Source organism: Formosa sp. A9, from assembly GCF_051200825.1.
Lineage (GTDB): Bacteria > Bacteroidota > Bacteroidia > Flavobacteriales > Flavobacteriaceae > Formosa.
Genome location: NZ_CP195158.1, coordinates 900,512 through 926,926 on the forward strand (window position 1 = coordinate 900,512; position 26,415 = coordinate 926,926).

Consider the following 26,415-nt stretch of genomic DNA (forward strand, 5'->3'; position numbering starts at 1 on the left):
CACCATATATTATGGCAAGAAAACAAGATAAGAATACAGTAAAGAGATTTAACCAAATCTCAATTGGTTTAGCCTCACCAGAGTCTATTTTAGCAGAGTCTAACGGTGAAGTTTTAAAGCCAGAAACTATCAATTATCGAACTCATAAACCAGAACGTGATGGTTTATTCTGTGAGCGTATTTTTGGTCCTGTAAAAGACTACGAATGTGCTTGTGGAAAATATAAGCGTATTCGCTACAAAGGTATAGTTTGTGACCGTTGTGGTGTTGAAGTAACAGAAAAGAAAGTACGTCGTGATCGCGTTGGGCACATCAACCTTGTTGTTCCTGTAGCGCACATTTGGTACTTCCGTTCTTTACCAAATAAAATTGGGTATTTATTAGGATTACCGTCTAAGAAATTAGATATGATTATTTACTACGAACGTTATGTAGTAATTCAACCAGGTAATGCAAAAAGTGCCGAAGGAGACCCATTACAAAAAATGGATTTCTTAACAGAAGAAGAGTATTTAAACATTTTAGAAACCCTTCCTCAAGACAATCAATATTTAGAAGATACAGACCCGAACAAGTTTATTGCTAAAATGGGTGCTGAATGTCTTATAGAATTATTAGCTCGTATAGATTTAGATACATTATCGTATCAATTACGTCATAAAGCCAATACCGAAACCTCTAAGCAACGTAAAACCGAAGCTTTAAAGCGTTTACAAGTGGTTGAAGCTTTGCGTGAGTCTAACGAAAATAGAGAAAACCGTCCGGAATGGATGATTATGAAAGTAATTCCGGTTATTCCACCAGAATTACGTCCGTTAGTACCATTAGATGGTGGTCGTTTTGCGACTTCAGATTTGAACGATTTATACCGTCGTGTAATTATTCGTAACAACCGTTTAAAGCGTCTTGTTGAGATTAAAGCACCAGAGGTGATTTTACGTAACGAAAAACGTATGTTACAGGAATCTGTAGACTCGTTATTCGATAATACACGTAAAGCATCTGCTGTAAAGACAGATTCTAACAGACCTTTAAAATCGTTATCCGATAGTTTAAAAGGTAAGCAAGGTCGTTTCCGTCAAAACTTATTAGGTAAGCGTGTTGATTATTCTGCACGTTCGGTAATTGTTGTAGGACCAGAAATGAAATTGTTCGAGTGTGGTTTACCTAAAAATATGGCAGCCGAGCTATACAAACCTTTTGTAATACGTAAGTTAATTGAAAGAGGTATTGTAAAGACTGTAAAATCTGCTAAGAAAATTATAGATAAAAAAGAGCCAGTGGTTTGGGATATCTTGGAAAATGTGCTTAAGGGCCATCCAGTATTACTAAACCGTGCTCCTACGTTACACAGACTTGGTATTCAGGCCTTCCAACCTAAATTGATTGAAGGTAAAGCAATCCAGTTACACCCATTAGTGTGTACGGCGTTTAACGCGGATTTTGATGGTGACCAGATGGCGGTGCATTTACCGTTAGGGCCAGAAGCTATTCTTGAAGCGCAAATGTTAATGTTAGCGTCTCATAATATCTTAAACCCTGCAAATGGTTCGCCAGTAACAGTACCTTCTCAAGACATGGTTCTTGGATTGTATTATATGACCAAGTTACGTAAGTCTACACCAGAAGTGCCAATTAAAGGCGAAGGCTTAACATTTTACTCTCCAGAGGAAGTAGTTATAGCCTTTAACGAAAAACGTGTAGATCTTAACGCGGGAATTAAAGTTAGAACATACGACTTTAATGAAGCAGGCGAGATAGCCTTACAAATTGTAGAAACTACTGTTGGACGTGTATTATTCAACGAAAAAGTACCGCAAGCAGCAGGTTATATTAACCAAGTATTAACTAAAAAATCGTTAAGAGATATTATTGGAAACATTCTAAGAGTAACTTCTGTTCCTGAAACAGCAGAATTCTTAGACGAAATAAAATCTTTAGGTTATAAATTTGCCTTCCAAGGTGGATTGTCATTCAGTTTAGGAGATATTATTATCCCACCAGAAAAACAAGGAATGATCGATAAAGCCAATACTTTAGTAGATGGTATTATGGGTAACTATAACATGGGACTTATAACAAATAACGAACGTTATAACCAAGTTATTGATATCTGGACGTCTACAAATGCCGAATTGACAGAATTGTCTATGAAGCGTATTCGCGAAGACCAACAAGGTTTCAACTCGGTGTTTATGATGCTTGACTCTGGAGCTCGTGGATCTAAAGAACAGATTCGTCAGCTTACAGGTATGCGTGGATTAATGGCGAAACCTAAAAAATCGAATGCAGGTGGTGGAGAAATTATTGAAAACCCGATTCTTTCTAACTTTAAAGAAGGACTTTCAATTTTAGAATACTTTATTTCTACTCACGGTGCTCGTAAAGGTCTTGCAGATACGGCTCTTAAAACTGCCGATGCAGGTTACTTAACACGTCGTCTGGTAGACGTTTCTCAAGATGTTATTATTAATAGCGAAGATTGTGGTACGTTAAGAGGTGTAGAAGTATCTCCGTTAAAGAAAAACGACGAAATTGTAGAATCTCTTGGAGAGCGCGTTATTGGTCGTGTATCATTACACGATGTTTACAATCCTCTAACTGAAGAATTATTAGTATCTGCTGGACAGTTAATCGACGATGATATTGCCGATAAGATTAACGAATCGCCATTGGATACTGTAGAAGTAAGATCTGCTTTAACTTGTGAGGCCAAAAAAGGAATTTGTGCTAAATGTTACGGTAGAAACCTTGCAACTAACAAAATGGTTCAGTTAGGAGAAGCTGTTGGTGTAGTTGCTGCCCAATCTATTGGAGAGCCAGGTACACAGTTAACATTACGTACATTCCACGTAGGAGGTATTGCAGGTAACATTTCCGAAGAAAATAAACTTATTGTTAAGTTTAATGGTGTTGCGGAAATCGAAGACCTTAAAACAGTTAAAGGTGTAGATGGAGAAGGTAACGAAGTGGATATTGTAATTTCTCGTACATCAGAATTAAAATTAATCGATAAGAAAACAGGTATTACTTTAAGTACAAATAACATACCTTACGGTTCTACCATTTATATTGATAATGGTGCCGAATTATCTAAAGGCGATGTAGTTTGTTCTTGGGACCCTTATAACGGTGTAATTATTTCGGAATTTGCTGGTAAAGTACGTTACGAAAACATCGAGCAAGGTATTACTTACCAGGTAGAGATTGATGAGCAAACTGGTTTCCAAGAAAAAGTAATTTCAGAATCTAGAAATAAAAAATTAATACCTACGCTTCATGTAGACGATGCTAAAGGAAACGTTATCCGTTCGTACAACTTACCAGTTGGTGCGCATTTAATGATAGACGATGGCGAGAAAATTGGAGTTGGTAAAGTATTAGTTAAAATACCTCGTAAATCTGCTAAAGCAGGGGATATTACAGGAGGTTTACCTCGTGTAACCGAATTGTTCGAAGCACGTAACCCTTCTAACCCAGCTGTAGTAAGTGAAATTGATGGTGTGGTTTCTTTTGGAAAAATTAAACGTGGTAACCGCGAAATTATAGTAGAATCTAAGTTAGGAGATATTAAGAAATACTTAGTAAAATTATCTAACCAAATCTTAGTTCAGGAAAATGATTTCGTAAAAGCAGGTATGCCACTTTCCGATGGTTCTATAACACCAAACGATATTTTAAATATTAAAGGCCCATCTGCGGTACAGCAATATTTAGTAAACGAAGTACAAGAAGTTTACCGTTTACAAGGGGTGAAGATTAACGACAAGCATTTTGAAGTTGTTGTAAGACAAATGATGCGTAAAGTACAAATTATCGACTCTGGAGATACTATTTTCTTAGAAGATCAATTAGTACATAAAGCCGACTTTATTGAAGAAAACGATAAAATTTTCGGATTGAAAGTTGTTGAAAATGCTGGTGATTCTACAAATCTTAAAGAAGGTCAAATTATTACACCGTTTACTTTAAGAGATGAAAACTCACTATTGCGTCGTGAAGATAAAGAGCTTGTAACTGCTAGAGATGCGCAGCCAGCAACGGCTACACCAATCTTACAAGGTATTACAAGAGCGTCGCTTCAAACAAAATCATTTATTTCTGCTGCGTCCTTCCAGGAAACTACAAAAGTGCTTAATGAAGCTGCAGTAGCTGGTAAAGTTGATAGTCTTGAAGGCCTTAAAGAAAATGTAATTGTTGGACATAAAATACCTGCTGGTACTGGTATGCGTAGATACGATCACATTATTGTAGGCTCTAAAGAAGAGTTTGACGAAATGATGCAAGCAAAAAAACAAGAAGTAAATTATAATTAAATAAGACTCAGGGTTCACAAGCTTAAGCGTAGTGAATCCTGAAAGTCGCATTTATCCCAACGCAGGTTGGGATCTTTAATAAAAGAAAAAGCCCTGCTAAATTTAGTAGGGCTTTTTCTTTAAAATAATTATTAATAAAACTTCCCACTTCGTGGAAGTGAAAAATAAAATTTTTATGGCAGACGAAAAAGACCCAAAAAAACAAGGACAAATAAATATAGAGTTAGACGAAAAAATTGCTGAAGGTATTTATTCTAATTTAGCAATTATCAATCATTCCGTTTCGGAGTTTGTAGTCGATTTTATTAGCATTATGCCTGGTACACCTAAAAGTAAGGTGAAATCCAGAATAATTCTTACGCCACAACACGCTAAGCGTTTATTAAAGGCATTAGGCGATAATGTGCATAGATTCGAACAAACTCATGGTGAAATTAAAGATTACGAGCAACCACCAATTCCATTAAACTTTGGCCCAACAGGAGAAGCATAATCAAAATTGAGTTAAGTTTAATTGGTGGTTGTTCGAAATAGTTCCAACGAGTAACCACCAATTCCGTTGAACTTCGGCCCAACGGGAGAAGCATAATCCAAATTGAGTTGAGTTTAATTGAAGGTTGCTCGAAATAGTTTCAACGAGCAACTACCAATTTCGTTGAACTTTGGCCCAACGGGAAAAGCATAAAAACAAAAAAATCCCTTTTAATATTAGTTAAAAGGGATTTTTTAGTTATAATGTATGATGTTAATCAAACTCCGAAGTTAAATGGAATTTTATATTCGGATATTTTTGTTCCGTCATTTGTAAAGAGAATTGCGAATCGGCCAGAAATACTAACTGGTTACGCTTGTCTTTAGCTAAAAATCGTTGTTTCACACGTAGAAATTCTTTATATTCTTCGCTTTTTGGATCCTTAGGTTGTACCCAACACGCTTTATAAACATTTAGGTTTTCGTAACTACATTTAGCGCCATATTCATGTTCTAAACGATACTGAATAACTTCGTATTGCAGAGCTCCAACGGTTCCGATTACTTTTCTGCCGTTTAATTCTAAGGTGAACAACTGTGCAACACCTTCGTCCATCAATTGGTCAATCCCTTTGTACAATTGTTTCGCCTTCATCGGGTCGGCATTGTTAATGTACCTAAAGTGTTCAGGCGAAAAACTCGGAATTCCTTTGTAATGAATAATTTCGCCTTCGGTTAGGGTATCTCCAATTTTAAAGTTTCCGGTATCTTGAAGTCCAACAATATCACCAGGATAAGATATATCTACAATTTCTTTTTTCTCAGCAAAAAATGCATTCGGACTCGAAAATTTCACTTTTTTGTTGTGCCTTACATGTAAATAAGGCGCATTACGTTTAAATTCACCCGAAACAATTTTTACGAAAGCCAAACGGTTTCTGTGGTTTGGATCCATGTTGGCGTGAATCTTGAAAACAAAACCTGTAAATTTATCTTCATCTGGTTCTACTAAACGTTCTTCGCTATGTTTAGGTCTTGGTTTAGGGGCAATATTTACAAAACAATCTAACAATTCGCGAACACCAAAATTGTTTAATGCCGAACCAAAAAATACAGGTTGAATTTGTCCGTTTAAATAATCTTCTTTGTTGAATTCTGGATATATGCCTTCTACCAATTCCAATTCTTCACGCAAGGTGTTGGCCGATTTCTCTCCAACTAATTTATCTAATTCAGGAGAGGCTAAATCCGAAATTTTAATAGTTTCTTCAATATTTTTTCTGCTATCGCCGCTAAACAAGTTTACATTTTTCTCCCAAATGTTGTAAATGCCTTTAAACTCGTAACCCATACCGATAGGGAAACTAAGCGGCACAACATGTAATCCTAGTTTTTGTTCAACTTCATCAAGTAAATCGAAAGCGTCTTTTCCCTCTCTATCTAATTTATTGATAAAAACAATCATAGGAATGTTACGCATGCGACAAACTTCAACCAATTTTTCGGTTTGTTCCTCGACACCCTTCGCAACATCAATAACCACTATAACACTGTCTACAGCGGTTAGCGTTCTAAAAGTATCTTCAGCAAAATCTTTATGCCCAGGAGTATCTAGAATATTAATTTTTATGCCATCATATTCAAAAGCTAATACCGATGTGGCTACAGAAATACCACGCTGGCGTTCAATTTCCATAAAATCGCTCGTAGCTCCCTTTTTTATTTTGTTGCTTTTAACAGCTCCTGCTTCTTGTATAGCACCACCAAAAAGAAGTAATTTTTCGGTTAGTGTGGTTTTACCAGCATCGGGATGCGATATAATACCAAAAGTACGGCGTCTGTTTATTTCACTTTTAAAACTCATGATTATTCTTAAAAATAGGTGGCAAAGATAATATTATTACGCCTAATAATGCGATTTGTGGAGTTGCGATTTTATTTTTATCCTTGTCATAACACATTTTATAATTATAGTTGGTATTTTTACAGTATGATAGAAGAAAACGTAATTTTAGTTGATGAGAACGATATGCCGATAGGGCATATGCCAAAGCTTGAAGCTCACGAAAAAGGCGTGTTACACCGTGCATTTTCGGTTTTCGTGTTTAACGATAACAATGAATTGATGTTGCAGCAGCGGGCTTTAAGCAAATACCATACGCCTGGTTTATGGACCAATACGTGTTGTAGCCACCAAAGAGATGGCGAGTCTAATATAGAAGCGGGACGCAGACGTTTGCAAGAGGAAATGGGATTTGTAACGGCTTTAGAAGAGACCTTTTCATTTATTTACAAATCGCCTTTCGAAAATGGTTTAACCGAGCATGAATACGATCATATTTTAATTGGTTATTACAATGGCGAACCGAATATAAATCCAGACGAAGTTGCCGATTGGAAATGGATGACTCTAGAAGCCGTAAAAGAAGATATTAAAGCGCATCCAGAAGCTTATACATCGTGGTTTAAAATTATTTTCGATAAGTTTTACCATCACATAAATGTTTCGAATGAATGAGAGTAACCGTTAGTAGAAAGAGTTATTTTAATGCAGCGCATCGTTTGTACCGAAAAGATTGGAGCGACGAACAAAACGATTTGGTATTTGGTAAATGCAACAACCCGAATTACCATGGACATAACTACGATGTTATTGCGAGTGTAACAGGCGAAATTGATAAAGAAACAGGATTTGTAATCGATTTAAAAATATTAAAACAGCTATTAAAGGAAGAAGTAGAAGATGCTTTCGATCATAAAAACCTGAATTTAGATGTGCCAGAGTTTAAAACTTTAAATCCTACAGCAGAGCATATAGTTGTGGTTATTTATAATAGGATAAAAGCACGATTAGAACCACACTTAGATTTAGAAATTACACTTTATGAAACCCCAAGAAATTTTGTAACCTACTCAGGTCAATAAACATGAAAGATATACAGTACCCAATAAAATTTACTCCAATTTTAAAAGATAAAATTTGGGGAGGCGATAAACTTAAAACACTTTTAAATAAAGACCATAAATTGCCAAATGCAGGCGAAAGTTGGGAAATTAGCGATGTAGAAGGCGATACTTCTGTTGTGGCAAACGGTGCTTTAAAAGGGGAAACATTAAAATCGCTTTTAGAAACCTATAAAGAAGATTTAATAGGTGTGCAGAATTACAGAATTTTTAAGGATAAATTTCCGTTGTTAATTAAATTTATAGATGCCAAGGAAGATTTGTCTATTCAATTACACCCTAACGATGCGTTGGCCGCTAAACGTCATAATTCTTTTGGAAAAACAGAAATGTGGTATGTTATGCAAGCCGATGAAGGTGCTAATTTGATTGTAGGGTTCAAAGAAAAAATTTCACCAGGAGTATATTTAGAGCATTTAAACAATAAAACCTTACCCGAAATTTTAAATTTCGACAAGGTTAAAACCGGAGATACTTATTTTATAGAAGTTGGGCGTGTTCATGCCATTGGAGCAGGCGTCATGTTGGCAGAAATTCAGCAAACAAGCGATATAACTTATCGTGTGTACGACTGGGATCGTGTAGATGCTAATGGCAACGAGCGGGAATTACATAACGATTTAGCAATAGATGCCATAGATTACGATATGGAAGATAATTTTAGGGTGTCTTATCAAAAAACGGCTAATCAGTCTAACGAAATGGTGAGCTGTCCTTATTTTACTACAAACTTTTTGCAGGTTACAGAGCCTTTAACTAAAGAAAATATTTACGATTCGTTTTTAATATACATGTGCGTGGAAGGTGCCTGCGAAATTACAGTGAATGGTATTACCGAAAATTTAAAAACAGGAGAAACAGTTTTACTACCAGCTGCAGTAAAAGATTATTCTATTACTTCTAAGCAAGCAAAATTATTAGAAGTGCGTGTATAAAAAAAATCCCAAGTGTAACACTCGGGAATTTTATTTAGCAAGCTGTTTTGCCCTGTTTATAAAAATCGATTTCTAGTGGAACTCCAAACAAAGCGCTACAAATGGTCTCTTGGTTATTTGTAGAGGGTTTGGTTTTGGTAACAATAACATTAACCAAATACCCATGATCTTGTTTTTTAATAAGTTGGGCTTGTATGGTTAATTTATCATTTAAAAACGCATTTTTATGCATTTTAAATTTAAAATCTTCAAGAACAGGTGTGTCTTGTAAATAAAATTCTTTAAAAGGGTAAGTTGCTACCGTTTTTACTTTATTATATAAGTTATGAGGCAGTAAAAAGCCATTAGCGTTACTTACGGTTTTAGTTACTACAAATGGTACGTTGGTGCTTATAAAAGTATTCATGATGTTTTAATTTTTATGGGTATAATAATAAGGGTGTTAAATTGTAATTGTGATACGTACAATACATGACATTGGTACAAATGGAAGTTTGAAATCGGGTTTGCTTGTTTTGTTTAAGTGATTGCATTGTTTTCATAATTTAAAATTTTAAAAAATTAGTAATAGGTTGAAAATAAAAAAGGTGCCTTTAAAAAAAGCACCTTTTTGTTTATGGTTATATTATTAAAATGTAACGTTTATATAAGATGCATATTTAGCTTAGGTTTAAGCACAAAAATGGTAATCGACTTCCACTGTTGCGAAATTCGGTTACACATTTGCTTATATGCCATCTTATTATTCATAAAGTAAATGTAATCAATTAATTTTATATAACAATAATTTACTTGCAATTATAATGTAATTGTTTTTGGATTAATGTAATTTTGCATTTAAATAAATACAATTATATTATGGCAAATGTTAGAGATCTTAAGAAAGACATTAATTATGTTTTAGGAGATATTATTGAGGCTGTTTATGTTTGGGAATACGCAAACACAGACAAAGGTACAGAGCAAAGCGAGGCTATTATAGATGATGCTATAAACACCTTTGATGAATTAATTGCTAAGGTGAACGATAAGAATGCCGAAAACAAAAAAGCACACTATAAAGCAATTAACCAAGAGCTAGAAACCAAAGGAAGAGCTTTAATAGAACGCATTAATGCATTAGGATAAAAAAAATGAAAAAAAGATTTGCAAATACAATTTAACCAATTATATTTGCACTCGATTTTCAAGCCGATGTAGCTCAGCTGGCTAGAGCAGCTGATTTGTAATCAGCAGGTCGTGGGTTCGAGTCCCTCTATCGGCTCAAAATAAAAGGTTCAATATTTTAATATTGAACCTTTTTTGTATAAAACAAAATCAAATAAAAAACCGCATTACTTAGTAATGCGGTTTTTTATTATTCACTTTTAAAGTGATCTGATATAGATTTGGAATCTATTATTAATTATCTAAACCATCTAGGTATTTCTGTAAAGCTTTACCGTATTTAGATGCTTTAACTTTAGGTGTTAAAGAGGCATTAATGGTGTCTAACCATTTTTTATTGGCATTATAAATTTCTGTTAGTGCTAAATATGGAGCTACCTCGGAATCTTTGTGATTAATAGCAAAATTTACGGTGTATAAATATCTGCGCTTTATTAGGTTGTTTACATTTGTAATGGTTTGGTTTACTAATGCCGAATCTCCTGTTTGTCTGGCTTCAAACTCTTCCTTAATCAAGTCTAACCTTTTGTTGTTCATTCTTGAAATCATTACCTGATAATCGTCTAATATCTCTTGATTTTTAGATCCAGTAATTTTAGCATCAATAACAAAGTTTTTTAATGTTGTATTGATATTAATTACACCCGGTTCGGCAAAAAACAATAAGTTTTCATTAGAGTTGTCGTTTTTGTCTAATCTTAAGAAGAAGACTTCTGGAGAGTTTACTGTAGCATGTAAATTGAAATTTTCGTTGCCATTAACTACAGCAGAATCTAATGTTACATAAACAGAATCTTCAACCTTTTGAAGGTATACTGTACCTTTTTTAAGGCCTTTAACATGAGTATTTACAGTTAGGTTTCTGGTGTCTTTTCCGCAAGAAAAAGCAAATAATACAATGAGGAGTAATGTTAAGTTTCTCATAGTTTTTTTAAGAAGTTTAGGTGGGCAAATATCAATTAAAAATAAATTATATGCTAGTTGGTAGCAACTATTTTCATTAATTCTGTACATAAAATAGCGCCATAGGTACCAACTACATAACCAAATACGGCCAATAAAGCGCCAACGGTGGCCAATGATGGATGAAATGCTGCAGCGACCACAGGTGCCGATGCGGCTCCTCCTACATTAGCTTGACTGCCTACGGCTAAAAAGAAGTAAGGTGCTTTTATTAATTTTGCTACAATTATAAGTAGTAAGGCGTGAATAGTCATCCAGACTAGACCAATTAAAATCAATCCTGGATTGTCAAATAATTTAGTTAAATCCATTTTCATACCAATAGTGGCAACTAAAATGTATATAAATACACTGCCAATTTTACTTGCTCCAGCACCTTCATAATTTTTAGCTTTTGTAAACGACAATAAAATGCCTATAATTGTTGCTATAGTAATGAGCCAAAAGAAACTGCTGCCAAAAGATGAAAGTGGACTTTTAGGGTCGCTAACTGCCGTAAAGTTACTAGTTAAATAAGTGGAAATAAATTCTGAGCCCCAATGTGCAATACCAACAGCAACAAAGGCAAAAGTGAGTATCATTATCAAGTCGGTTAACGATGGTATTCTAATTATTTTATCGCTAAAATGTTGTACTTTTTCTTGCAATTCGTTTATAGCCGAATTGTCAGCCTTAAGCCAATGGTCTATTTTTTGTCGTTTTCCGATACCTAATAAAATTATGGCCATCCAAATATTCGCTACTACAATATCTACCAGAACCATGCCTCCATATAACTCTTGGTTGTATTGGTATATTTCTAACATGGCTGCCTGATTGGCACCTCCACCAATCCAACTGCCAGCCAGAGTAGATAATCCTCTCCAAACAGCATCGAAACCTGCTCCGCCTACAGTTTCTGGCGAAAAGGAGGCTATTAATAATATGGCAATTGGCCCTCCTATAATAATACCGATTGTTCCTGTAAAGAACATAATAAGCGCTTTCCAACCTAAATTAAATACAGCTTTTAGGTCGATGCTAATTGTCATGAGTACCAAGGCTGCGGGTAAAAGATATCGGCTAGAAATAAAATAGGTTTGCGATGTTTCGGCCGAAATAATACCAAGCGAATTAAAAATGGCAGGTAACAAATAACACATTAAAAGACCAGGAATGTATTTGTAAAAGGTTTTCCAGAATTTATTTTTTTGCGATTCGGTATAAAAAACAAATCCGAGGCATAGCATGAGTATGCCAAAAACAATAGCGTCGTTGGTGAATATAGGTGTGTTTTCCATAAAATTTTGTTAAAAGTCGCAAAGTAGCAAATTAACACCTTATAAAAAAGTCTTTATATTAGAGTTTGGCACGATGATTGCTTTTAAGTAAATAGTTATTGCGATGACGATTATTAAAGTGTGGTTACTTTAATTTTAAGAGTAGTAATTTTTCATATTGGTTGGTTAGTTAGTGAAAAAGCATCCCTAGTGGATGCTTTTTTTATAGTCTTATTTAGCCAGCATTGCTATTTTACAAAATCTGTTATTGTGCTTACCAACTCTTTAGCAATAGGTCTGGCAGATTCATTATACGATTTCGAGTTTTCTAATTTGTCACCTTCAATAATTACAAAAACATGATTCATCTTATTAATAAGTTTTAATGTTGATGTTGGTGCTGCTTCGTGTAAAATTTTAGCGTCTTCTTCGGAAACCTGCAAATCGGCTGTACCATTTATTATTAAAATAGGAATATTTAATTGTTTTATTTCTTCTTTGGGATTGTATTGCATCCAATTAGCAATAAAAGGTTGTGTATCTTTATTAAAAATTGATTTCAATTCAGGCGGATAATCGGAGGTTGTTTCACCTGTTTTTAAAATATCAAATACCTTTTGTGCATCTGCCGTATAGATAGGGGCATTGGCTTGCAATTGATTGATGATTACTTTATCTATGGTTTCGCCAGATCCTGCTACAGAAATAAAACCATCTGCATGTTCTGCCGCCAGCATACCAACTAAACTTCCCTGGCTGTGGCCTAGTATATAAATGTGGTTAAATGTGTTTTTTCTTTTAAAATAATCTAATACAGCTTGTGCATCGCTTACAAAATCGTTAAACATAACAGGCGTATTTGCAGTGTTTGTTTTAATTTGTTTAACTATGCGTTTGTCGTATCTAAAAGTGGCAATACCGTTATTTGTTAATCCTTCTGCTAATTTTTTTAAGGAATTGTTCTTCAGAAAATTTTGGTTTCCATTTCTGTCTGTAGGGCCAGACCCCGCAATTAAAATAACTAGATTAGGTTTTGAAATTCCCGAAGGTTCAAGTAAAGTTCCATCTATTAATGGAGTAACTTCAATATCGGTACTTGTGAAATTTTGTTCTTGCGAATACAGGGACAAGCAAAAGCAAAATAAAAAAAAGGTGATTTTAATTTTCATAATAGCGTGTTTATCGTGAACGTTTTATAATATAATTACAATAAATATAGTTTAAAAAAATTGATGATAATTGTTTATTGGTTGTATTTATACTTGTCTTAGATAATGTGTTTTGTCTGATTTATAGGATTTTAATCGATAAATGTTAAAATTTTATGCATTTCATCGATTTAATTGGCTTTTTAGCTTGTGGTGTTAATCTTAATTCTATCTTTGAAGCATACTAAAAAATATTTTAGTTAATGGATTAATTAATTAATGTTTGCATTGTGTTGTTGATACTAGCGACCCTAAATCTAACTACATAATAAAAGTGCAAATAACAAGAAACCGAGGTTGAGGGACCTCGGTTTTTTAGTTTAATAGATAATTCTAAACGTTAAATTGATTCGTTTTCCTATAGCTTTTTGAGTCTTTGGAATTTGATGAAGCCAATGCTTTTGCGTTCCGCCCTTCATAATAAGTAAGCTGCCGTGATGTAAAATTAATTTATGTTTTAAGTTGCGAGTCGTTTTGTGTTTTAAGTGAAACGCACGTTCGGCACCAAATGAAACCGAAGCTATAATGGGATTTTTGCCTAATTCTTTTTCGTTATCGGTATGCCAACCATTACTGTCTTTTCCATTTCTATATAAATTACATAGACAACTCGTAAACTCCTTTGGTATTAAAGTTTCAATTCTCGATTTAATAGTAGCTAAATCTGGGAGAAATGGTTTAGGGTACATAGTAATACCAGAGTAAGTATATGCATTGTTGTTATTGGCGTACAATGCTGTTAATCGGGGTTGTAAATGTGTTTTTCCAAAAAGTGTTATGCTGTCTTGTTGCCACGATATGTCTTGCAATAGGTTATTATAGAAATTATTGGCTTCAATTGTATTGAAGAAACTGGGATAGTACAAAATATCTGCATCAGGTAAATTTAAATTTATAGGATGTTCTTCAGGAAATAACATGCTATAAAGATAAATAGGAGTATGCCCAATACATTAAAACAAACTGAAGCGGTAGTCTTAAAATTAAAATCCATTTAGGAATTCTTGCTTTGAATTTTTCGTTATTTAACATGTAAAAGTGAACTAACAAAAAAATAGCGAGCATGACAATAATGCCGTAAATTGCAAAATTTTTAAACTGCGGAGTACACACTAGAATGCCTAGGCCAATTTCGGCAAATCCGCTAATAAATACCAGTAATTTATGATTAGGTAAATACTCTGGCATAATATGTTCGTACATTTTGGGCTTAATAAAATGCATGGTACCTGCCAAAAAGTACAGAATCCCCATAAGGTATAAATGCCAAGGATATGCCATAAGACTAATTATTTTCTCTAATTTAGCTTTAAACAACCAAGAAATGAAATTTAAGTTACTTTTTTTATTTTTAATGTTTCAGGTGTGCGGATATGCGCAACTACCAAATGGATTTGTATATGTTAAAGATATCGATTCTACCATTAAATTAGAGCTAAGATACTGTACGGCAAATAATTTTGTTGGCAGCCCTATTAATGGATATCATGAAGCTGTGGGTATAGTGACTCTACCAACTGCTAAGGCTTTAAAAGCTGTGCAAGCCGAGTTGAAGGCTAAACAATTATCGATTAAAATTTACGATGCCTATCGCCCACAAGATGCGGTTAATCATTTTATGGCTTGGGCAAAACAAGTTAATGATACCATAATGAAACCTTATTTTTACCCAGATGTTAATAAAAAGCATTTGTTTAGAGATGGTTATATTGCTTCCAAATCTAGACATAGTAGCGGTAGTACTGTAGATTTAACACTAGTGAGTTTACAAACAGGAGAAGAGCTGGATATGGGATCGCCGTACGATTTTTTTGGTATGCCTTCTTGGGTAACCTATCAAAATTTAACACCTGTGCAAAAAGAAAATCGGGCATTGCTTCAAGAGATTATGCAAAAACACGGGTTTAGAAATTACAATAAAGAATGGTGGCATTTCACATTAAAAAGTGAACCATTTAAAAATCAATATTTTAATTTTCCTGTAGAGTAGTTTTAATACCAGCGCTTTTTTTTCTTTTTTGAAGCTTCAGATTTTCTTCCTTTTTTGTGCTTGCTTCCTGTTTTTTTAGAACGGTGTACTTCTGGTTTGGCTTTTGGATCTAAAGGGTAGGGGTGTTCGTGTTCTACCGTAATTTGTTTTTGTGTAAGTTGTTGTATAGCTGTAACATAATTTTTTTCGTCGGCAGAACATAACGAGTACGAACAACCTTCTTTTCCGGCACGGCCAGTTCTTCCAATTCTATGCACATAGGTTTCTGGTACATTGGGCATGTCGAAATTTATTACAGCATCAAGTTCATTAATATCAAGGCCTCTTGCAGCGACATCGGTGGCTATTAAAATATTTACTGTATTGTTTTTAAAGTTGTTTAGTGCCTGCTGTCTTTGGCTTTGCGATTTATCGCCATGAAAACTTTCTACCTTATAACCGTTTTTTAGAAGCGTTTTTTCTAATTTATCCACGCCAAATTTGGTGCGTCTAAAAATTAATATCGTTCCTTTTATGGTGTTTCGAAGCAGATGTAAACACAATTCAATTTTATTGCGTTTAGGAACGTAATATAAAAGTTGCGATACACTTTTTGCTGCCGATGACGTTGGCGAAACTTCAATGCGTGTGGGCTGTTTTAAAATGGAGTTTGCTAATTGCTCTACTTTATAAGGCATCGTGGCCGAAAACAATAAGGTTTGCTTGTTTGCAGGGCATAAGCGTTCAATTTTTTTTACATCGTCTATAAAACCCATGTCAAGCATTAAATCGGCTTCATCTAAAACTAACGTTTCTACATAGTCTAAATTTACGATGTCTTGTTTGTGTAAATCTAAGAGTCTGCCAGGTGTTGCAATTAAAATATCGATTCCTTTTTTTAGAATATCTATTTGAGGTTCAATGGCTGTGCCTCCAAAAATAACCGTAGATCTTAAATTGGTATAGGTGCTATACGACTTGAAATTTTCTGAAATTTGAATAGCTAACTCTCTTGTTGGACTTATAATTAAAGCTTTTATAGTTTTGCTTCGTTTAGGAGCGTCTTGCCGATCGAGTAATAACTGTAAAATAGGTAAAGCAAATGCTGCTGTTTTTCCAGTTCCGGTTTGTGCAGAAGCAATAATATCTTTTTGCTCTAAAATTACAGGAATGGCTTGTTGTTGAATTAAGGTTGGATTGTCGTAACCTGTTTCGGCAACAGCCCTTAGTAATGGCTTGTTTAATTTTAAGTCTTTGAATGACATGTATTAACGTGTTTATGGTTGCAAAGATAATGTAAAAGCCATTGCCTTGAAAAACTCTATAGCTCGTTTTGTTTTAAATAAAAAATAACAGCGTATTGTTGTGTGGCTTTTTTTAAGTTGTCAGACAATGTTTTAAGCCAAGTTAATTGGTTGTATATTAAATGCGCTTCCTGTAAATGGTTTAACGTTTCTGGATGAATATCTATTTTACCAGTTTCGATCTCTTTGTTTCTGGCTTCAGATAAAGTGTTGTAAGAATGTAACAACTTGGTTTGGGCGGCCACGATATCTGGTTTATTAGCGTTATATGCTGGTGATTCGTTTAAAATGGCAGAACAAGCTTCTAAATTTTGCTGAATGTATTTTATGAAATCGTTGAATTGTTTTGAAGGTGGTGTTGTTTTATGATTTTTAATAAAGCTGCCCATTGATGCAATCGCGGCAAGCATTGTGTTGTTTAACGTTACTATTTTATATATTAAGGTCAGTTCTTTTTGTTTCGATTTTGGGTCTTGCGTCATGCGCTGGAATGCTGCATTTAAATTGCTCATGGCTAAAAATGCTTCTTTTCTAGGTATTTTATACTCAATTTCTGTTACAGTCTTAGTATGATACAGATTTTGGGTGGCTAAAAGATAGGTTGTATTTTTATCGATTACCGATTTTATGGTTTGATTTAGGTTTTTAAATTCCCAATTTGGCCAAATAAAGTAAGTTGTTCCAAGCGCTAGTGCAGCACCTATTACAGTATCTACAACCCTAAACTTTATAACGCTTAAAGTGTCTGGATAAAGTAACGCATAAACAAAAATAATGTTAACAGTAATGAACAAGGCCCCAATTCTGTAGTTTTGTTGTATAAAAGAAAAGGCTAATAACAGTGAGACTGCTGCTAAAATGCTATAAACAACTACATTTTGCGTAAGGGCGATAATACCAATAGCTATTCCTGCACCAATTAAGGTGCCTACAATTCTGTTAATCGTGCGTTCTTTTGTTAAACCATAATTTGGTCGCATTATAACGATTAAGGTTAAAATAATCCAATATGCATTTTTTATATTAAAAAATTCACCAATTATAAAAGCCAAAAGCACTGCTATGGTTAAGCGCAGGGTATGTCTGAAAATAGGCGATTTTAAACTTAAATTTTGAAATAAGATAGACAAAGAATATTCTTCTTGTGTAATAAATTGGGCAGCATCTTTACTTTTAGGCAATAATTTGGAGTTGTCTTTTACATTGGCCAATGCCCGGCGTATAGATCTAATTTCTTCAAGTAATTGTTCTTGATAATCGTACAAATTATGAAGCATCATGGCGCCTTCTCTAGCTTTAGGTAAACCAATGGCATCTACATATTTGGTAATCCCATCGCTGGCTAAGGCGAGTGCTTTTAAAAGTTCATCTTTACTTGGTACTTTTTCTTTGGTGATAATTACTTTAGATAACGTTTTTAAGTGGTTTCCCATAACCAAGTTCAGATTTTTAAAAGGTGCTAAATAATCTGTGTTGGCTTTAAACAGTGTGTTTATTTTATTGTAATCTAATGAGTTTGCTAAAGCAAGTTCAAAAATATCTACCAGAGCAATAAAAATAAGTACTCGTTTTTCATCAAAATGTGAACGTCCAGATCGCTTGCGTTCTGCTAATAAAATCTCTCTTAGGGTTTCTTGCTTGTCGCTAATTTGCGTTTGTAGTTGAAATAAATCCTTTTGAAGCTCATCGTGGGCAATGGTTTTATTAAACAAATTTGCACGAGTTATAAGGTAATCGCCAGTAAGTGTTAGTAAGTCGGATAGTAATTGGTCGTCGTCTGTTTTTGGAGCTATCCAGTAAAAGCACAGCGAAACTAAAATGTACCAAAGTCCTCCAATACCAATGAGTCCCACGTGAATCCATATATCCGTCGCTGTTTCTTTTTGGATGGCCAAAGCTAACGCTATTGCTAAGAGCCCGGAAAACGAAATTAAGGACCCTCTAAATCCGTAAGCAGATATTAGCGAAATGCAAAAGCTTAATAAACTTATAACCGTAATTAAAATTAGTAGAAAGGGTTTGCTGAATAAAATAACAGTTGTAGCAAACATGGTAATTACAATACTGCATAAAGTACCAATAATTTTACGTTTTAAGCTACCTGGTATGTCGCTAGGCGCATTTAAAAGCACACCAACAGCAATAGATGGTGCCAGATGGAAAATGTTTAAATAACTGAATAAAAATAAAGGAATTAACGCACCAATGGTTAAAATTAAACCACGTTGAAAACTAGAACTTTTAAAGAACAGTTTTAGAGCTAATAAATAATCGTTTACCATAGTTGAAATCCTGTATAAAGGTAAAGCAAAAATCTAACTTTTAAAGCACATAAGTTTTAACTGCTTTTTGTTAAATTTTAAAGTTTAAGTGATTCAGCTTATGGTTTTAGGTATTCGATTTTTCTGAAGCGCAGAGCATCCCAGTCGCTGTTAAGTTCTATTTTTCTTACTGGTTGAAGGCGATAGTCCATCAACTCATCCCAAATATCGTTGTTGTAAAGTTCTAGAATTTCTGCTTTCGAAACACTATTGGGGTAAGCAATCCACAGTACCGAATCGTCTTTAAGTTTAGGAAATAAAGTAAGCATTTGGCTAAACAATTGCTTTTTAGATGTAATAAACAATAAAGCGCAATCTACACAAGAGGTTTTAATTAACGAACTGGTAATTGTAGCATTCAATTCTTCAATAAAGGGTAAGAAATCTTCTGGTTCGTTAAGAATTAAAACGTCGTCGTGTTTATGGAATTTTAATTTTTGAATTAGAGATTTCATAACTTGCTAAAACAGTTTGTTTTAAAGTTAATCAAAATTCAAGAATCAACCTAATGCAATGCGGTTTAGATTTTAAAGTATAAATGAGTGTTGTTATTAACGTTTGTCGATATGCGGAGATTTGTCTGGGGTAACTTTGGTTATAAAATAACGGCTGTCTCCCCAAAAAATAAAGGTTTTATAGCGTTCTACATATTCTAATTTAACATACTGGCCTTGTAATTCGTTTAATTTTTCAATTACTTCTTGGTCGTCATCCATTACCGAAAATTGAAAAATTTGGGCGCCACTAATACCTTGGCTAATTTCGCCCTCCCATGTTTTTACTAACATGCCTTTTTTGCTAATTTTTATTAGCTCTCCTGCTCTGGTACCTGTACTGTAAGGTACGTAGTAAATAAAGGCAAGATATGCTGAAGCTAAAATAGCCAGTCCTAAAAGGACTAAAAACAATGTTTTTTTCATAGGGAAACATTTCTAAAATTAATTGCGGCTAAATTACTATAATTTTTTTATTCGCCGTGTTTTAGTGTTCTAAAAAGCAATTGTAGTGGTAGTGCTATTTTTTTATGAATTTAAAAGTGTTTTTTTCGGTTTTAATAAAATACATCCCAGGGTTTAAATCTGTTATGTCTATAGGTGCATTGGCAACTGTGTAGCTCTTTTTTATTTGTTTACCCAATAAATTGAAAATAGTGTAAGAGGTGGACTCTGTATTGTTTTTTAGAGTAATGTAATTTGTAGCTGGGTTTGGGGTAACCATTAAAGGTTTGTTTAAGGTCTTGTCTTTAATGTTTAAGAAGTTGTCTTCGTATTTCACAATTTTATTATCTGTATAAGAAGTTATGTATATTATAGTATTGTTGCTGTTTGTAGATATATCGACACATTCGTTAATGTTGGTTAAAAAGTCTTCTGCGACTTTGTTTGGATCGTTAAGATGTATTTTGGAAACCTTATTAAGGTTTCTTTGGGTTACAAATAAGATGTCGTTAGCAATAAAAATACCATGACAAGATTCAATCGCTGTGCAAACTGTGATGCGTGAAGGATTATTTGAATTTAAGTTGATTTTAGTTACTTTATCAGCTCCGCTCTCACAAATGTATAATTCATTTTTATAAACAAATATATCTTTAGGGCTAGATAACCCAGAAACAACCACTGTAGGATTTAAGGTGGTTTGATTTAAATCGACCCTAGAGAGTGTGCCTTTATATGTTTCGGTGAAATATAAATAATGGCCAAAAATAGCAATGCCATCGGGACTATTTATATCAGAAATTACAGTTGTAAGACTAGGATTCGTGTCTGTGATGTTTATTTTGTAAATATGTGTTCCTCCAAATTCGCTTATAAACAAATCGTTATTGTAGCGTGCTAGGCGAGAGGGGAATTCTAAACCACTTATCAGCTCTTTTGCTTCAGGGGGATCTGCGGTGACATCTATTTTGGAGATTTTTCCAGCATTGTTTTCTACTACATATAAATCGTCCCCGTTACAGAGAATTCCAACAGGGGCAGATAGATTCGTTAAGAAATCTGTTTGGGCAATGCAGTGCATTGAAAAGCTAAAGAATAGTAAAGCGATAATAGGAATAGGATTTTTCATAAGATTGGGTTTTTAAGCTATTTTAATTTAGCAAATTTCAAGCATTTTTAAATAAAAAAAGCTGCTTATTCGTTGAACAGCAGCTTTTTTTAAGAATTTTGAAATAGGTTACTTAATCATCTCGTAACTACGTTTAATAAACTTGGTAAGTTCTTCGCCTTTTAGTAAACCTTGAGATAAACGTGCTAAATCTAAACTTTGGTTAATTAAGCGTTTTTTATCGTCTTCTGCTTCTGTGTTTAAAATTTCCGAAATTAATGGAGCATTAGTGTTTACAACTAAATTGTACATTTCTGGCATGCTACCAAACATGTTCATTCCGCCGCCGCCTGTGGCTTGCATTTCTTTCATACGTCGCATAAATTCTGGTTGTGTAATAATAAATGGAGAGGCATCGCTGTCTGATGCTTCTAACTGAACCATAAATTTATCGGCAGGAATTACCGCTTTTAATTGCTCTTCTAAAGTTTTTTTCTCGTCTTCACTTAATTTAGAAATTTCGGTATCGTCTTTCTTAATTAATTTATTAATATGGTCGGCATCTACACGGGCAAACGTAATGTTTTCTTTACTGCCTTCTAATTTTTGCATTAAGTGAGAAACGATAGGAGAATCTAATAATAATACCTCGTAACCTTTAGCTTTGGCATCGGCAATATAGCTGTGTTGTGCATCTTTGTCTGATGCATACAGAATAACCATTTTACCATCCTTATCGGTTTGGTTGTCTTTAATTTTTTCTTCTAATTCTGTGTATGTGTAGTGCTTGCCTTCTACAGTTGGGTAAAGTGCAAAAGCTTCTGCTTTATCGAAGAATTTTTCTTCAGACAACATACCGTATTCGATAACTATTTTAATATCGTTCCATTTTGCTTCAAAATCTTCGCGATTGTTATTGAATAACGATTTTAATTTATCGGCTACTTTTCTGGTAATGTAAGACGATATCTTTTTAACCGCGCCATCGGCTTGTAAATACGAACGCGATACGTTTAACGGAATGTCTGGCGAATCGATAACACCGCGTAACATGGTTAAAAATTCAGGAACAATGCCTTCAACATTATCCGTTACAAATACTTGATTTTGATATAACTGAATTTTATCCTTTTGCATGTTCATATCGTTGGTCATCTTAGGGAAATATAAAATTCCGGTAAGATTAAACGGATAATCAACATTTAAGTGAATGTGGAATAAAGGCTCCTCAAACTGCATAGGGTACAACTCGCGGTAGAAATTTTGGTAATCCTCAGTTTCTAACTCGGTTGGTTGTTTGGTCCAAGCCGGGTTTGGATTGTTTATAATATTATCTACCGTAATTTGGCGATGCGGTTCTTTGGTTTCCTTACCGTCTTTATCGGTTATAGTTGCAGGCTCGTGCTCAGGATCGTTAACTTCTTTGGTTCCGAATTTAATCGGGATTGGCATAAACTTGTTGTATTTAGACAATAAGCTGCTAATGCGCGATTCTTCTAAAAATTCGGTCGAATCTTCAGCGATGTGAAGAATAATTTCAGTCCCTCTATCGGTTTTGTCTGAAGCTTCTAAAGTAAATTCTGGCGAACCGTCGCAAGTCCAATGTGCTGCTGGTTCGTCTTTGTACGATTTGGTAATAATTTCAACCTTGTCGGCAACCATAAAAGCAGAATAGAAACCTAAACCAAAATGACCAATAATACCAGAGTCTTTAGCAGAATCTTTGTATTTGTCTAAAAATTCTTCGGCACCAGAAAAGGCAACTTGGTTGATATATTTTTCAACTTCATCAGCCGTCATACCAATACCTTGGTCTATAATATGAAGTTTTTTACCGTCTTTATCTACTTTAACTTCAATTTTAGGGTTGCCATATTCTACTTTAGCTTCCCCAATACTGGTAAGGTGCTTCAGTTTTAAAGTTGCATCTGTTCCGTTACTTATTAATTCACGTAAAAAGATTTCGTGATCGCTATATAGGAACTTTTTAATTAATGGAAAGATATTTTCTACCGAAACATTAATACTTCCTTTTGCCATAATATATGTGTTTTTTTAATGATTTATTTCTGAACTTTCAATAGTCAAAAAAAATACCAAGGATTAAAAAGTGACAAAGTGGCATTTATTATGCTATTTGTTTAGTAAAGTGTTATTTAATGCGTAATTTTGCTTTCCTTTTTTAAAGATATTATAGGGCTTAACATGTAGAGCTGTAAAAACATAAAATATGTATAATTCAAAAATTATTGGTCTTGGGCATTATGTGCCAGACAATGTGGTGACAAACGATGATTTGTCTAAAATGATGGATACTAATGATGAATGGATTCAGGAACGTACTGGTATTAAGGAGCGTAGATGGGTAAAGCCGGGTTCCGAAGATTCTACCTCGGTTATGGGTGTAAAGGCTGCCAAAATAGCTATAGAACGCGCAGGAATAGATAAAGATGATATCGATTTTATAGTGTTTGCAACACTTAGTCCAGATTATTATTTTCCTGGGCCTGGAGTACAGGTACAAAAAGCCTTAGATATTAAAACCGTAGGCGCAATAGATATTCGTAACCAATGTTCTGGTTTTATTTATGGTTTGTCTGTTGCCGATCAATTTATTAAAACAGGAATGTACAAAAATGTTTTAGTAATAGGTAGTGAGCTACATTCTAAAGGTTTGGATAAAACAACTAGAGGGCGTGGCGTATCTGTGATTTTTGGAGATGGAGCAGGCGCTGCAGTTTTAACCCGTACAGAAGATACTAATAAAGGAATTTTATCGACCCATTTGCATTCTGAAGGCGAGCATGCCGAAGAACTGGCATTGTTGGCGCCAAGTATGGGGTCGCGCTGGGTTAGCGATATTTTGGCTGATAACAATCCTGACGATGAAAGTTATTTGCCGCATATGAACGGACAATTTGTATTTAAAAATGCGGTAGTGCGTTTTAGTGAGGTGATTATGGAAGGGTTAAAAGCAAATAAATTAAGTCCTGATGCTATAGATATGTTGATACCGCACCAAGCCAATTTGCGTATATCTCAATTTATACAAGGTAAATTTCAGTTAAAAGACGATCAGGTTTTTAACAATATAATGACTTACGGAAATACGACAGCAGCTTCTATACCGATAGCCTTAACCGAGGCTTGGGAGCAAGGAAAAATTAAAGAAGGAGATACCGTTGTGTTGGCTGCTTTTGGTAGTGGTTTTACTTGGGGTAGCGCCATTATAAAATGGTAAAAAAGTAAATTATTGATATAACAGAAAAAGCCAAAACATTGTTTTGGCTTTTTGTATTTTGCTAAAAATCAATTCTAAAACTAACACTGAATTGCGAATAAATGATTTTGGTAAGAAGACTAATTCAAATGTAAAATAATACCCGCTTAATGTTGCTTATAAAGGTAACTATAAATGTGTTTTTTTATTGTCTTGATTTACAGTATTTAACGAATTTTAACAATTTTAATACAATATTTAGAAACCCAAGGTTAAATCCTTGGGTTTCTGGTTTAAAATATGCTCTTGTAATACTAACCATCAAAATATCATAAGGCTATTTTAAACAATTGCAATTGTTATGTTTTTTAGGTGATGGATTAATTAAAAATGTTACTGTTCGTTTAATGATTGATTGGTGTTAGAAAGACTATTAACTTTGTAACCTGTTACTAAAATTAATATGTATTAACAATGTTTTAACACTATGAATAAAAAAACACTAGTTTTGGGAGCTTCCTTAAATCCTGTTAGATATTCTAATATGGCAATTAATCGTTTGGTTTCTGCAAAGCATGAAACACTTGCCATTGGTTTACGACAAGGAGAAGTTGCGGGAGTTCAAATAGACACAGCATTGCAACCGTATAAAAATGTACATACTATAACATTGTACCTAAACCCAAAGCGGCAAACCGAATATTACGATTATATTATCGCTTTACAGCCTAAGCGTGTTATTTTTAATCCAGGTACAGAAAATCCAGAGTTGTATGCTTTGTTAAAATCTAATGGCATTCATTTTGAAGTAGCTTGTACTCTAGTTTTGTTGTCTACGAATCAATATTAAACCTAAATAAGTTAGTAAACCATTTAGTATTAAAATAAAGAATCCAAATTCAAAGCCAAACCATTTTAAGCTATTGGTACTTATAATATAAGATAAGATTGGCGATGCAATGGCTACAAAGGGTACTAGTTTGTCTTTAACTTGCCATCGGCTAAATAATCCAAAACTGTAAAGTCCTAATAATGGGCCATAAGTATAACCAGCAAACACAAATAATTTAGCAATAACACTTTCGTCTTTAATAACATATTTAAAAACAATAATAACCAATATTAATAGCATAGAGATAAGTACATGAATACGCTTTCGTATTGCTATTTGTTTAGGTTTATCGTGTTTTTTTTCAATATCCAGAATATCTATGCTAAACGAAGTGGTAAGCGAGGTTAAGGCGCTATCGGCACTACTATAGGCAGCGGCAATTAATCCGAGTAAAAAGAAAATAAAAACGCCCGTTCCTAAATGGTGTTTTGCTAAAATGGGAAATAAGTCGTCTTTATGGGCATCTATGCCGTTTTGTTGGGCGTAAACCGTTAGTAAAAGTCCTAAACTTAAAAATATAAAATTGGTTATGGTTAAAACAATAGTAAACCAAAACATGTTTTTTTGAGCATCTTTAAGTGTTTTACAGGTTAAGTTTTTTTGCATCATGTCTTGGTCTAAACCAGTCATAACTATAGCTATAAAAGCTCCAGATATAAATTGTTTCCAAAAATAATCTGCGGTTTTAATGTCGTTAAAAAAGAACATTTTAGAAAGGTCGCTTTCTAATACAAACTGCAAAGCCGATTGCCCGTTTAAATTAATATCCTGACTTACAGAGTAAATAGCAACACCAACAGCAATGAGCATAAAAAGGGTTTGCAGGGTGTCTGTCCAGACAATGGTTTTTATTCCCGATTTAAAGGTGTACAGCCAAATAAGTAAAACGGTAATGGTAACGGTTTGCCAGAATTGAATGCCCAAATCATCAAAAAGTATAATTTGTAATACGTTCGCAACTAAGAACAATCTAAAACTGGCGCCAACAACTCTAGAGATTAAAAAGAAAGAAGCGCCTGTTTTGTAGGCGTAATTGCCAAAACGCTCTTCTAAATAAGTGTAGATAGAAGTAAGGTTTAAGCGGTAATATAATGGTAAAAGTACTGTGCCAATAACCAGGTAGCCTACAATGTAGCCAAAAACCACTTGCATGTAACTAAATTGAGAGGCTTCAATCCACCCAGGTACAGAAATAAAAGTAACTCCAGAGAGCGAAGCGCCAATCATACCAAAGGCAACTACGTACCAAGGCGATTGTTTATTGCCTTTAAAGAAAGCATTGTTGTCGGTTTTTTTTCCGGTGATGTAGGAAATTAAAATTAACACCCCAAAATAGGCTGCTATTAGTAAAATAATTTGAGTAGCGCTCATAAGTTAGTT

The 26,415-nt window shown here is 34.2% G+C and carries 23 protein-coding genes and 1 tRNA gene; 10 read left to right on the top strand and 14 right to left on the bottom strand.

Annotated features, from left to right (window positions below):
* The first annotated feature begins 11 nt into the window (after positions 1-11).
* Together rpoC and ACR9EA_RS03975 are read left to right on the top strand one after the other, a co-directional pair.
* Positions 12-4,316 carry a DNA-directed RNA polymerase subunit beta' gene (rpoC, locus tag ACR9EA_RS03970; protein WP_435137839.1) on the top strand — a complete coding sequence of 1,435 codons (4,305 nt, stop codon included), beginning with the start codon at positions 12-14 and terminating at the stop codon, positions 4,314-4,316.
* A 175-nt stretch (positions 4,317-4,491) separates the two neighbouring features.
* Entirely contained in the window at positions 4,492-4,809 is a 318-nt protein-coding gene (locus ACR9EA_RS03975; protein ID WP_435137842.1) for a DUF3467 domain-containing protein, read from the top strand.
* 252 nt (positions 4,810-5,061) lie between these two features.
* Here ACR9EA_RS03975 and ACR9EA_RS03980 read toward each other — a convergent pair whose 3' ends face one another.
* Positions 5,062-6,651 (bottom strand): peptide chain release factor 3, encoded by a 1,590-nt coding sequence (locus ACR9EA_RS03980; protein ID WP_435137845.1) that lies wholly within the window; start codon positions 6,649-6,651, stop codon positions 5,062-5,064.
* Between the two features lie 126 nt (positions 6,652-6,777).
* On the opposite strand from ACR9EA_RS03980, the gene idi reads away from it, so the two are divergent.
* Genes idi through ACR9EA_RS03995 form a run of 3 tightly spaced genes read left to right on the top strand, consistent with a single transcriptional unit; the run spans position 6,778 to position 8,686 of the window.
* Positions 6,778-7,305, top strand: coding sequence for an isopentenyl-diphosphate Delta-isomerase (idi, locus tag ACR9EA_RS03985; RefSeq protein ID WP_435137848.1), 528 nt, complete (start codon positions 6,778-6,780; stop codon positions 7,303-7,305).
* Complete coding sequence (locus ACR9EA_RS03990) at positions 7,302-7,712, top strand: 6-pyruvoyl trahydropterin synthase family protein (protein ID WP_435137851.1); 411 nt, start codon at positions 7,302-7,304, stop codon at positions 7,710-7,712. The genes idi and ACR9EA_RS03990 overlap by 4 nt, the downstream gene beginning before the upstream one ends.
* 2 nt (positions 7,713-7,714) lie before the next feature.
* On the top strand, positions 7,715-8,686 hold the full coding sequence (locus ACR9EA_RS03995; RefSeq protein WP_435137854.1) for a type I phosphomannose isomerase catalytic subunit: 972 nt from the start codon (positions 7,715-7,717) through the stop codon (positions 8,684-8,686).
* A gap of 34 nt (positions 8,687-8,720) precedes the next feature.
* Here ACR9EA_RS03995 and ACR9EA_RS04000 read toward each other — a convergent pair whose 3' ends face one another.
* On the bottom strand, positions 8,721-9,092 hold the full coding sequence (locus ACR9EA_RS04000) for a hypothetical protein (RefSeq protein WP_435137857.1): 372 nt from the start codon (positions 9,090-9,092) through the stop codon (positions 8,721-8,723).
* 452 nt (positions 9,093-9,544) lie between these two features.
* Between ACR9EA_RS04000 and ACR9EA_RS04005 the strand changes: the two genes are divergently transcribed.
* Both ACR9EA_RS04005 and ACR9EA_RS04010 read left to right on the top strand, forming a co-directional pair.
* Positions 9,545-9,814, top strand: a complete 270-nt coding sequence (locus tag ACR9EA_RS04005) for a hypothetical protein (protein WP_435137860.1) — start codon at positions 9,545-9,547, stop codon at positions 9,812-9,814.
* A 62-nt stretch (positions 9,815-9,876) separates the two neighbouring features.
* Positions 9,877-9,950: transfer RNA gene (locus ACR9EA_RS04010), tRNA-Thr, on the top strand.
* 137 nt (positions 9,951-10,087) lie between these two features.
* On the opposite strand, the gene ACR9EA_RS04015 is transcribed toward ACR9EA_RS04010, so the two are convergent.
* From ACR9EA_RS04015 to ACR9EA_RS04035, 5 genes are all read right to left on the bottom strand, one after another.
* Positions 10,088-10,777, bottom strand: a complete 690-nt coding sequence (locus ACR9EA_RS04015) for a DUF4369 domain-containing protein (protein WP_435137863.1) — start codon at positions 10,775-10,777, stop codon at positions 10,088-10,090.
* Between the two features lie 53 nt (positions 10,778-10,830).
* Positions 10,831-12,096: a DUF819 domain-containing protein gene (locus ACR9EA_RS04020; protein ID WP_435137865.1), complete on the bottom strand. Its 1,266-nt coding sequence runs from the start codon at positions 12,094-12,096 to the stop codon at positions 10,831-10,833.
* A gap of 227 nt (positions 12,097-12,323) precedes the next feature.
* Complete coding sequence (locus ACR9EA_RS04025) at positions 12,324-13,244, bottom strand: alpha/beta hydrolase (RefSeq protein WP_435137868.1); 921 nt, start codon at positions 13,242-13,244, stop codon at positions 12,324-12,326.
* A 359-nt stretch (positions 13,245-13,603) separates the two neighbouring features.
* Positions 13,604-14,203, bottom strand: a complete 600-nt coding sequence (locus ACR9EA_RS04030) for an alpha-ketoglutarate-dependent dioxygenase AlkB family protein (protein ID WP_435137871.1) — start codon at positions 14,201-14,203, stop codon at positions 13,604-13,606.
* Position 14,204: 1 nt separating this feature from the next.
* A complete protein-coding gene (locus ACR9EA_RS04035) occupies positions 14,205-14,564 on the bottom strand; it encodes a DoxX family protein (RefSeq protein WP_435137874.1) in 360 nt (119 codons plus the stop codon).
* Between the two features lie 43 nt (positions 14,565-14,607).
* On the opposite strand from ACR9EA_RS04035, the gene ACR9EA_RS04040 reads away from it, so the two are divergent.
* Positions 14,608-15,273, top strand: coding sequence for a M15 family metallopeptidase (locus ACR9EA_RS04040; RefSeq protein WP_435137877.1), 666 nt, complete (start codon positions 14,608-14,610; stop codon positions 15,271-15,273).
* A gap of 2 nt (positions 15,274-15,275) precedes the next feature.
* Here the strand turns inward: ACR9EA_RS04040 and ACR9EA_RS04045 are convergent, their stop codons facing one another.
* The 6 genes from ACR9EA_RS04045 to htpG form a co-directional block, all read right to left on the bottom strand.
* Entirely contained in the window at positions 15,276-16,517 is a 1,242-nt protein-coding gene (locus ACR9EA_RS04045) for a DEAD/DEAH box helicase (protein ID WP_435137880.1), read from the bottom strand.
* A 56-nt stretch (positions 16,518-16,573) separates the two neighbouring features.
* Positions 16,574-18,838: an FUSC family membrane protein gene (locus ACR9EA_RS04050; protein ID WP_435137883.1), complete on the bottom strand. Its 2,265-nt coding sequence runs from the start codon at positions 18,836-18,838 to the stop codon at positions 16,574-16,576.
* Positions 18,839-18,936: 98 nt separating this feature from the next.
* A complete protein-coding gene (locus tag ACR9EA_RS04055) occupies positions 18,937-19,332 on the bottom strand; it encodes a hypothetical protein (RefSeq protein ID WP_435137886.1) in 396 nt (131 codons plus the stop codon).
* A gap of 96 nt (positions 19,333-19,428) precedes the next feature.
* The gene (locus tag ACR9EA_RS04060) at positions 19,429-19,797 is read right to left on the bottom strand and encodes a 6-phosphogluconate dehydrogenase (protein ID WP_435137889.1); all 369 of its coding nucleotides are present in this window, start codon (positions 19,795-19,797) and stop codon (positions 19,429-19,431) included.
* 94 nt (positions 19,798-19,891) lie between these two features.
* Positions 19,892-20,944: a T9SS type A sorting domain-containing protein gene (locus ACR9EA_RS04065; RefSeq protein ID WP_435137892.1), complete on the bottom strand. Its 1,053-nt coding sequence runs from the start codon at positions 20,942-20,944 to the stop codon at positions 19,892-19,894.
* 108 nt (positions 20,945-21,052) lie between these two features.
* The gene (htpG, locus tag ACR9EA_RS04070; RefSeq protein WP_435137895.1) at positions 21,053-22,963 is read right to left on the bottom strand and encodes a molecular chaperone HtpG; all 1,911 of its coding nucleotides are present in this window, start codon (positions 22,961-22,963) and stop codon (positions 21,053-21,055) included.
* 190 nt (positions 22,964-23,153) lie between these two features.
* On the opposite strand from htpG, the gene ACR9EA_RS04075 reads away from it, so the two are divergent.
* Complete coding sequence (locus tag ACR9EA_RS04075) at positions 23,154-24,164, top strand: 3-oxoacyl-ACP synthase III family protein (RefSeq protein WP_435137898.1); 1,011 nt, start codon at positions 23,154-23,156, stop codon at positions 24,162-24,164.
* Positions 24,165-24,630: 466 nt separating this feature from the next.
* On the top strand, positions 24,631-24,993 hold the full coding sequence (locus ACR9EA_RS04080; RefSeq protein WP_435137901.1) for a CoA-binding protein: 363 nt from the start codon (positions 24,631-24,633) through the stop codon (positions 24,991-24,993).
* Here the strand turns inward: ACR9EA_RS04080 and ACR9EA_RS04085 are convergent.
* Positions 24,964-26,406, bottom strand: a complete 1,443-nt coding sequence (locus tag ACR9EA_RS04085; protein ID WP_435137904.1) for a sodium:solute symporter — start codon at positions 26,404-26,406, stop codon at positions 24,964-24,966. The genes ACR9EA_RS04080 and ACR9EA_RS04085 overlap by 30 nt on opposite strands.
* Positions 26,407-26,415: the final 9 nt, after the last annotated feature.

What these genes read in the sequence shown, in the direction of transcription:
- rpoC (WP_435137839.1), top strand. Translation starts at nt 12, where the DNA reads ATGGCAAGAAAACAAGATAAGAATACAGTAAAGAGATTTAACCAAATC.
- ACR9EA_RS03975 (WP_435137842.1), top strand. Translation starts at nt 4,492, where the DNA reads ATGGCAGACGAAAAAGACCCAAAAAAACAAGGACAAATAAATATAGAG.
- ACR9EA_RS03980 (WP_435137845.1), bottom strand. Translation starts at nt 6,651, where the DNA reads ATGAGTTTTAAAAGTGAAATAAACAGACGCCGTACTTTTGGTATTATA.
- idi (WP_435137848.1), top strand. Translation starts at nt 6,778, where the DNA reads ATGATAGAAGAAAACGTAATTTTAGTTGATGAGAACGATATGCCGATA.
- ACR9EA_RS03990 (WP_435137851.1), top strand. Translation starts at nt 7,302, where the DNA reads ATGAGAGTAACCGTTAGTAGAAAGAGTTATTTTAATGCAGCGCATCGT.
- ACR9EA_RS03995 (WP_435137854.1), top strand. Translation starts at nt 7,715, where the DNA reads ATGAAAGATATACAGTACCCAATAAAATTTACTCCAATTTTAAAAGAT.
- ACR9EA_RS04000 (WP_435137857.1), bottom strand. Translation starts at nt 9,092, where the DNA reads ATGAATACTTTTATAAGCACCAACGTACCATTTGTAGTAACTAAAACC.
- ACR9EA_RS04005 (WP_435137860.1), top strand. Translation starts at nt 9,545, where the DNA reads ATGGCAAATGTTAGAGATCTTAAGAAAGACATTAATTATGTTTTAGGA.
- ACR9EA_RS04015 (WP_435137863.1), bottom strand. Translation starts at nt 10,777, where the DNA reads ATGAGAAACTTAACATTACTCCTCATTGTATTATTTGCTTTTTCTTGC.
- ACR9EA_RS04020 (WP_435137865.1), bottom strand. Translation starts at nt 12,096, where the DNA reads ATGGAAAACACACCTATATTCACCAACGACGCTATTGTTTTTGGCATA.
- ACR9EA_RS04025 (WP_435137868.1), bottom strand. Translation starts at nt 13,244, where the DNA reads ATGAAAATTAAAATCACCTTTTTTTTATTTTGCTTTTGCTTGTCCCTG.
- ACR9EA_RS04030 (WP_435137871.1), bottom strand. Translation starts at nt 14,203, where the DNA reads ATGTTATTTCCTGAAGAACATCCTATAAATTTAAATTTACCTGATGCA.
- ACR9EA_RS04035 (WP_435137874.1), bottom strand. Translation starts at nt 14,564, where the DNA reads ATGGCATATCCTTGGCATTTATACCTTATGGGGATTCTGTACTTTTTG.
- ACR9EA_RS04040 (WP_435137877.1), top strand. Translation starts at nt 14,608, where the DNA reads ATGAAATTTAAGTTACTTTTTTTATTTTTAATGTTTCAGGTGTGCGGA.
- ACR9EA_RS04045 (WP_435137880.1), bottom strand. Translation starts at nt 16,517, where the DNA reads ATGTCATTCAAAGACTTAAAATTAAACAAGCCATTACTAAGGGCTGTT.
- ACR9EA_RS04050 (WP_435137883.1), bottom strand. Translation starts at nt 18,838, where the DNA reads ATGGTAAACGATTATTTATTAGCTCTAAAACTGTTCTTTAAAAGTTCT.
- ACR9EA_RS04055 (WP_435137886.1), bottom strand. Translation starts at nt 19,332, where the DNA reads ATGAAATCTCTAATTCAAAAATTAAAATTCCATAAACACGACGACGTT.
- ACR9EA_RS04060 (WP_435137889.1), bottom strand. Translation starts at nt 19,797, where the DNA reads ATGAAAAAAACATTGTTTTTAGTCCTTTTAGGACTGGCTATTTTAGCT.
- ACR9EA_RS04065 (WP_435137892.1), bottom strand. Translation starts at nt 20,944, where the DNA reads ATGAAAAATCCTATTCCTATTATCGCTTTACTATTCTTTAGCTTTTCA.
- htpG (WP_435137895.1), bottom strand. Translation starts at nt 22,963, where the DNA reads ATGGCAAAAGGAAGTATTAATGTTTCGGTAGAAAATATCTTTCCATTA.
- ACR9EA_RS04075 (WP_435137898.1), top strand. Translation starts at nt 23,154, where the DNA reads ATGTATAATTCAAAAATTATTGGTCTTGGGCATTATGTGCCAGACAAT.
- ACR9EA_RS04080 (WP_435137901.1), top strand. Translation starts at nt 24,631, where the DNA reads ATGAATAAAAAAACACTAGTTTTGGGAGCTTCCTTAAATCCTGTTAGA.
- ACR9EA_RS04085 (WP_435137904.1), bottom strand. Translation starts at nt 26,406, where the DNA reads ATGAGCGCTACTCAAATTATTTTACTAATAGCAGCCTATTTTGGGGTG.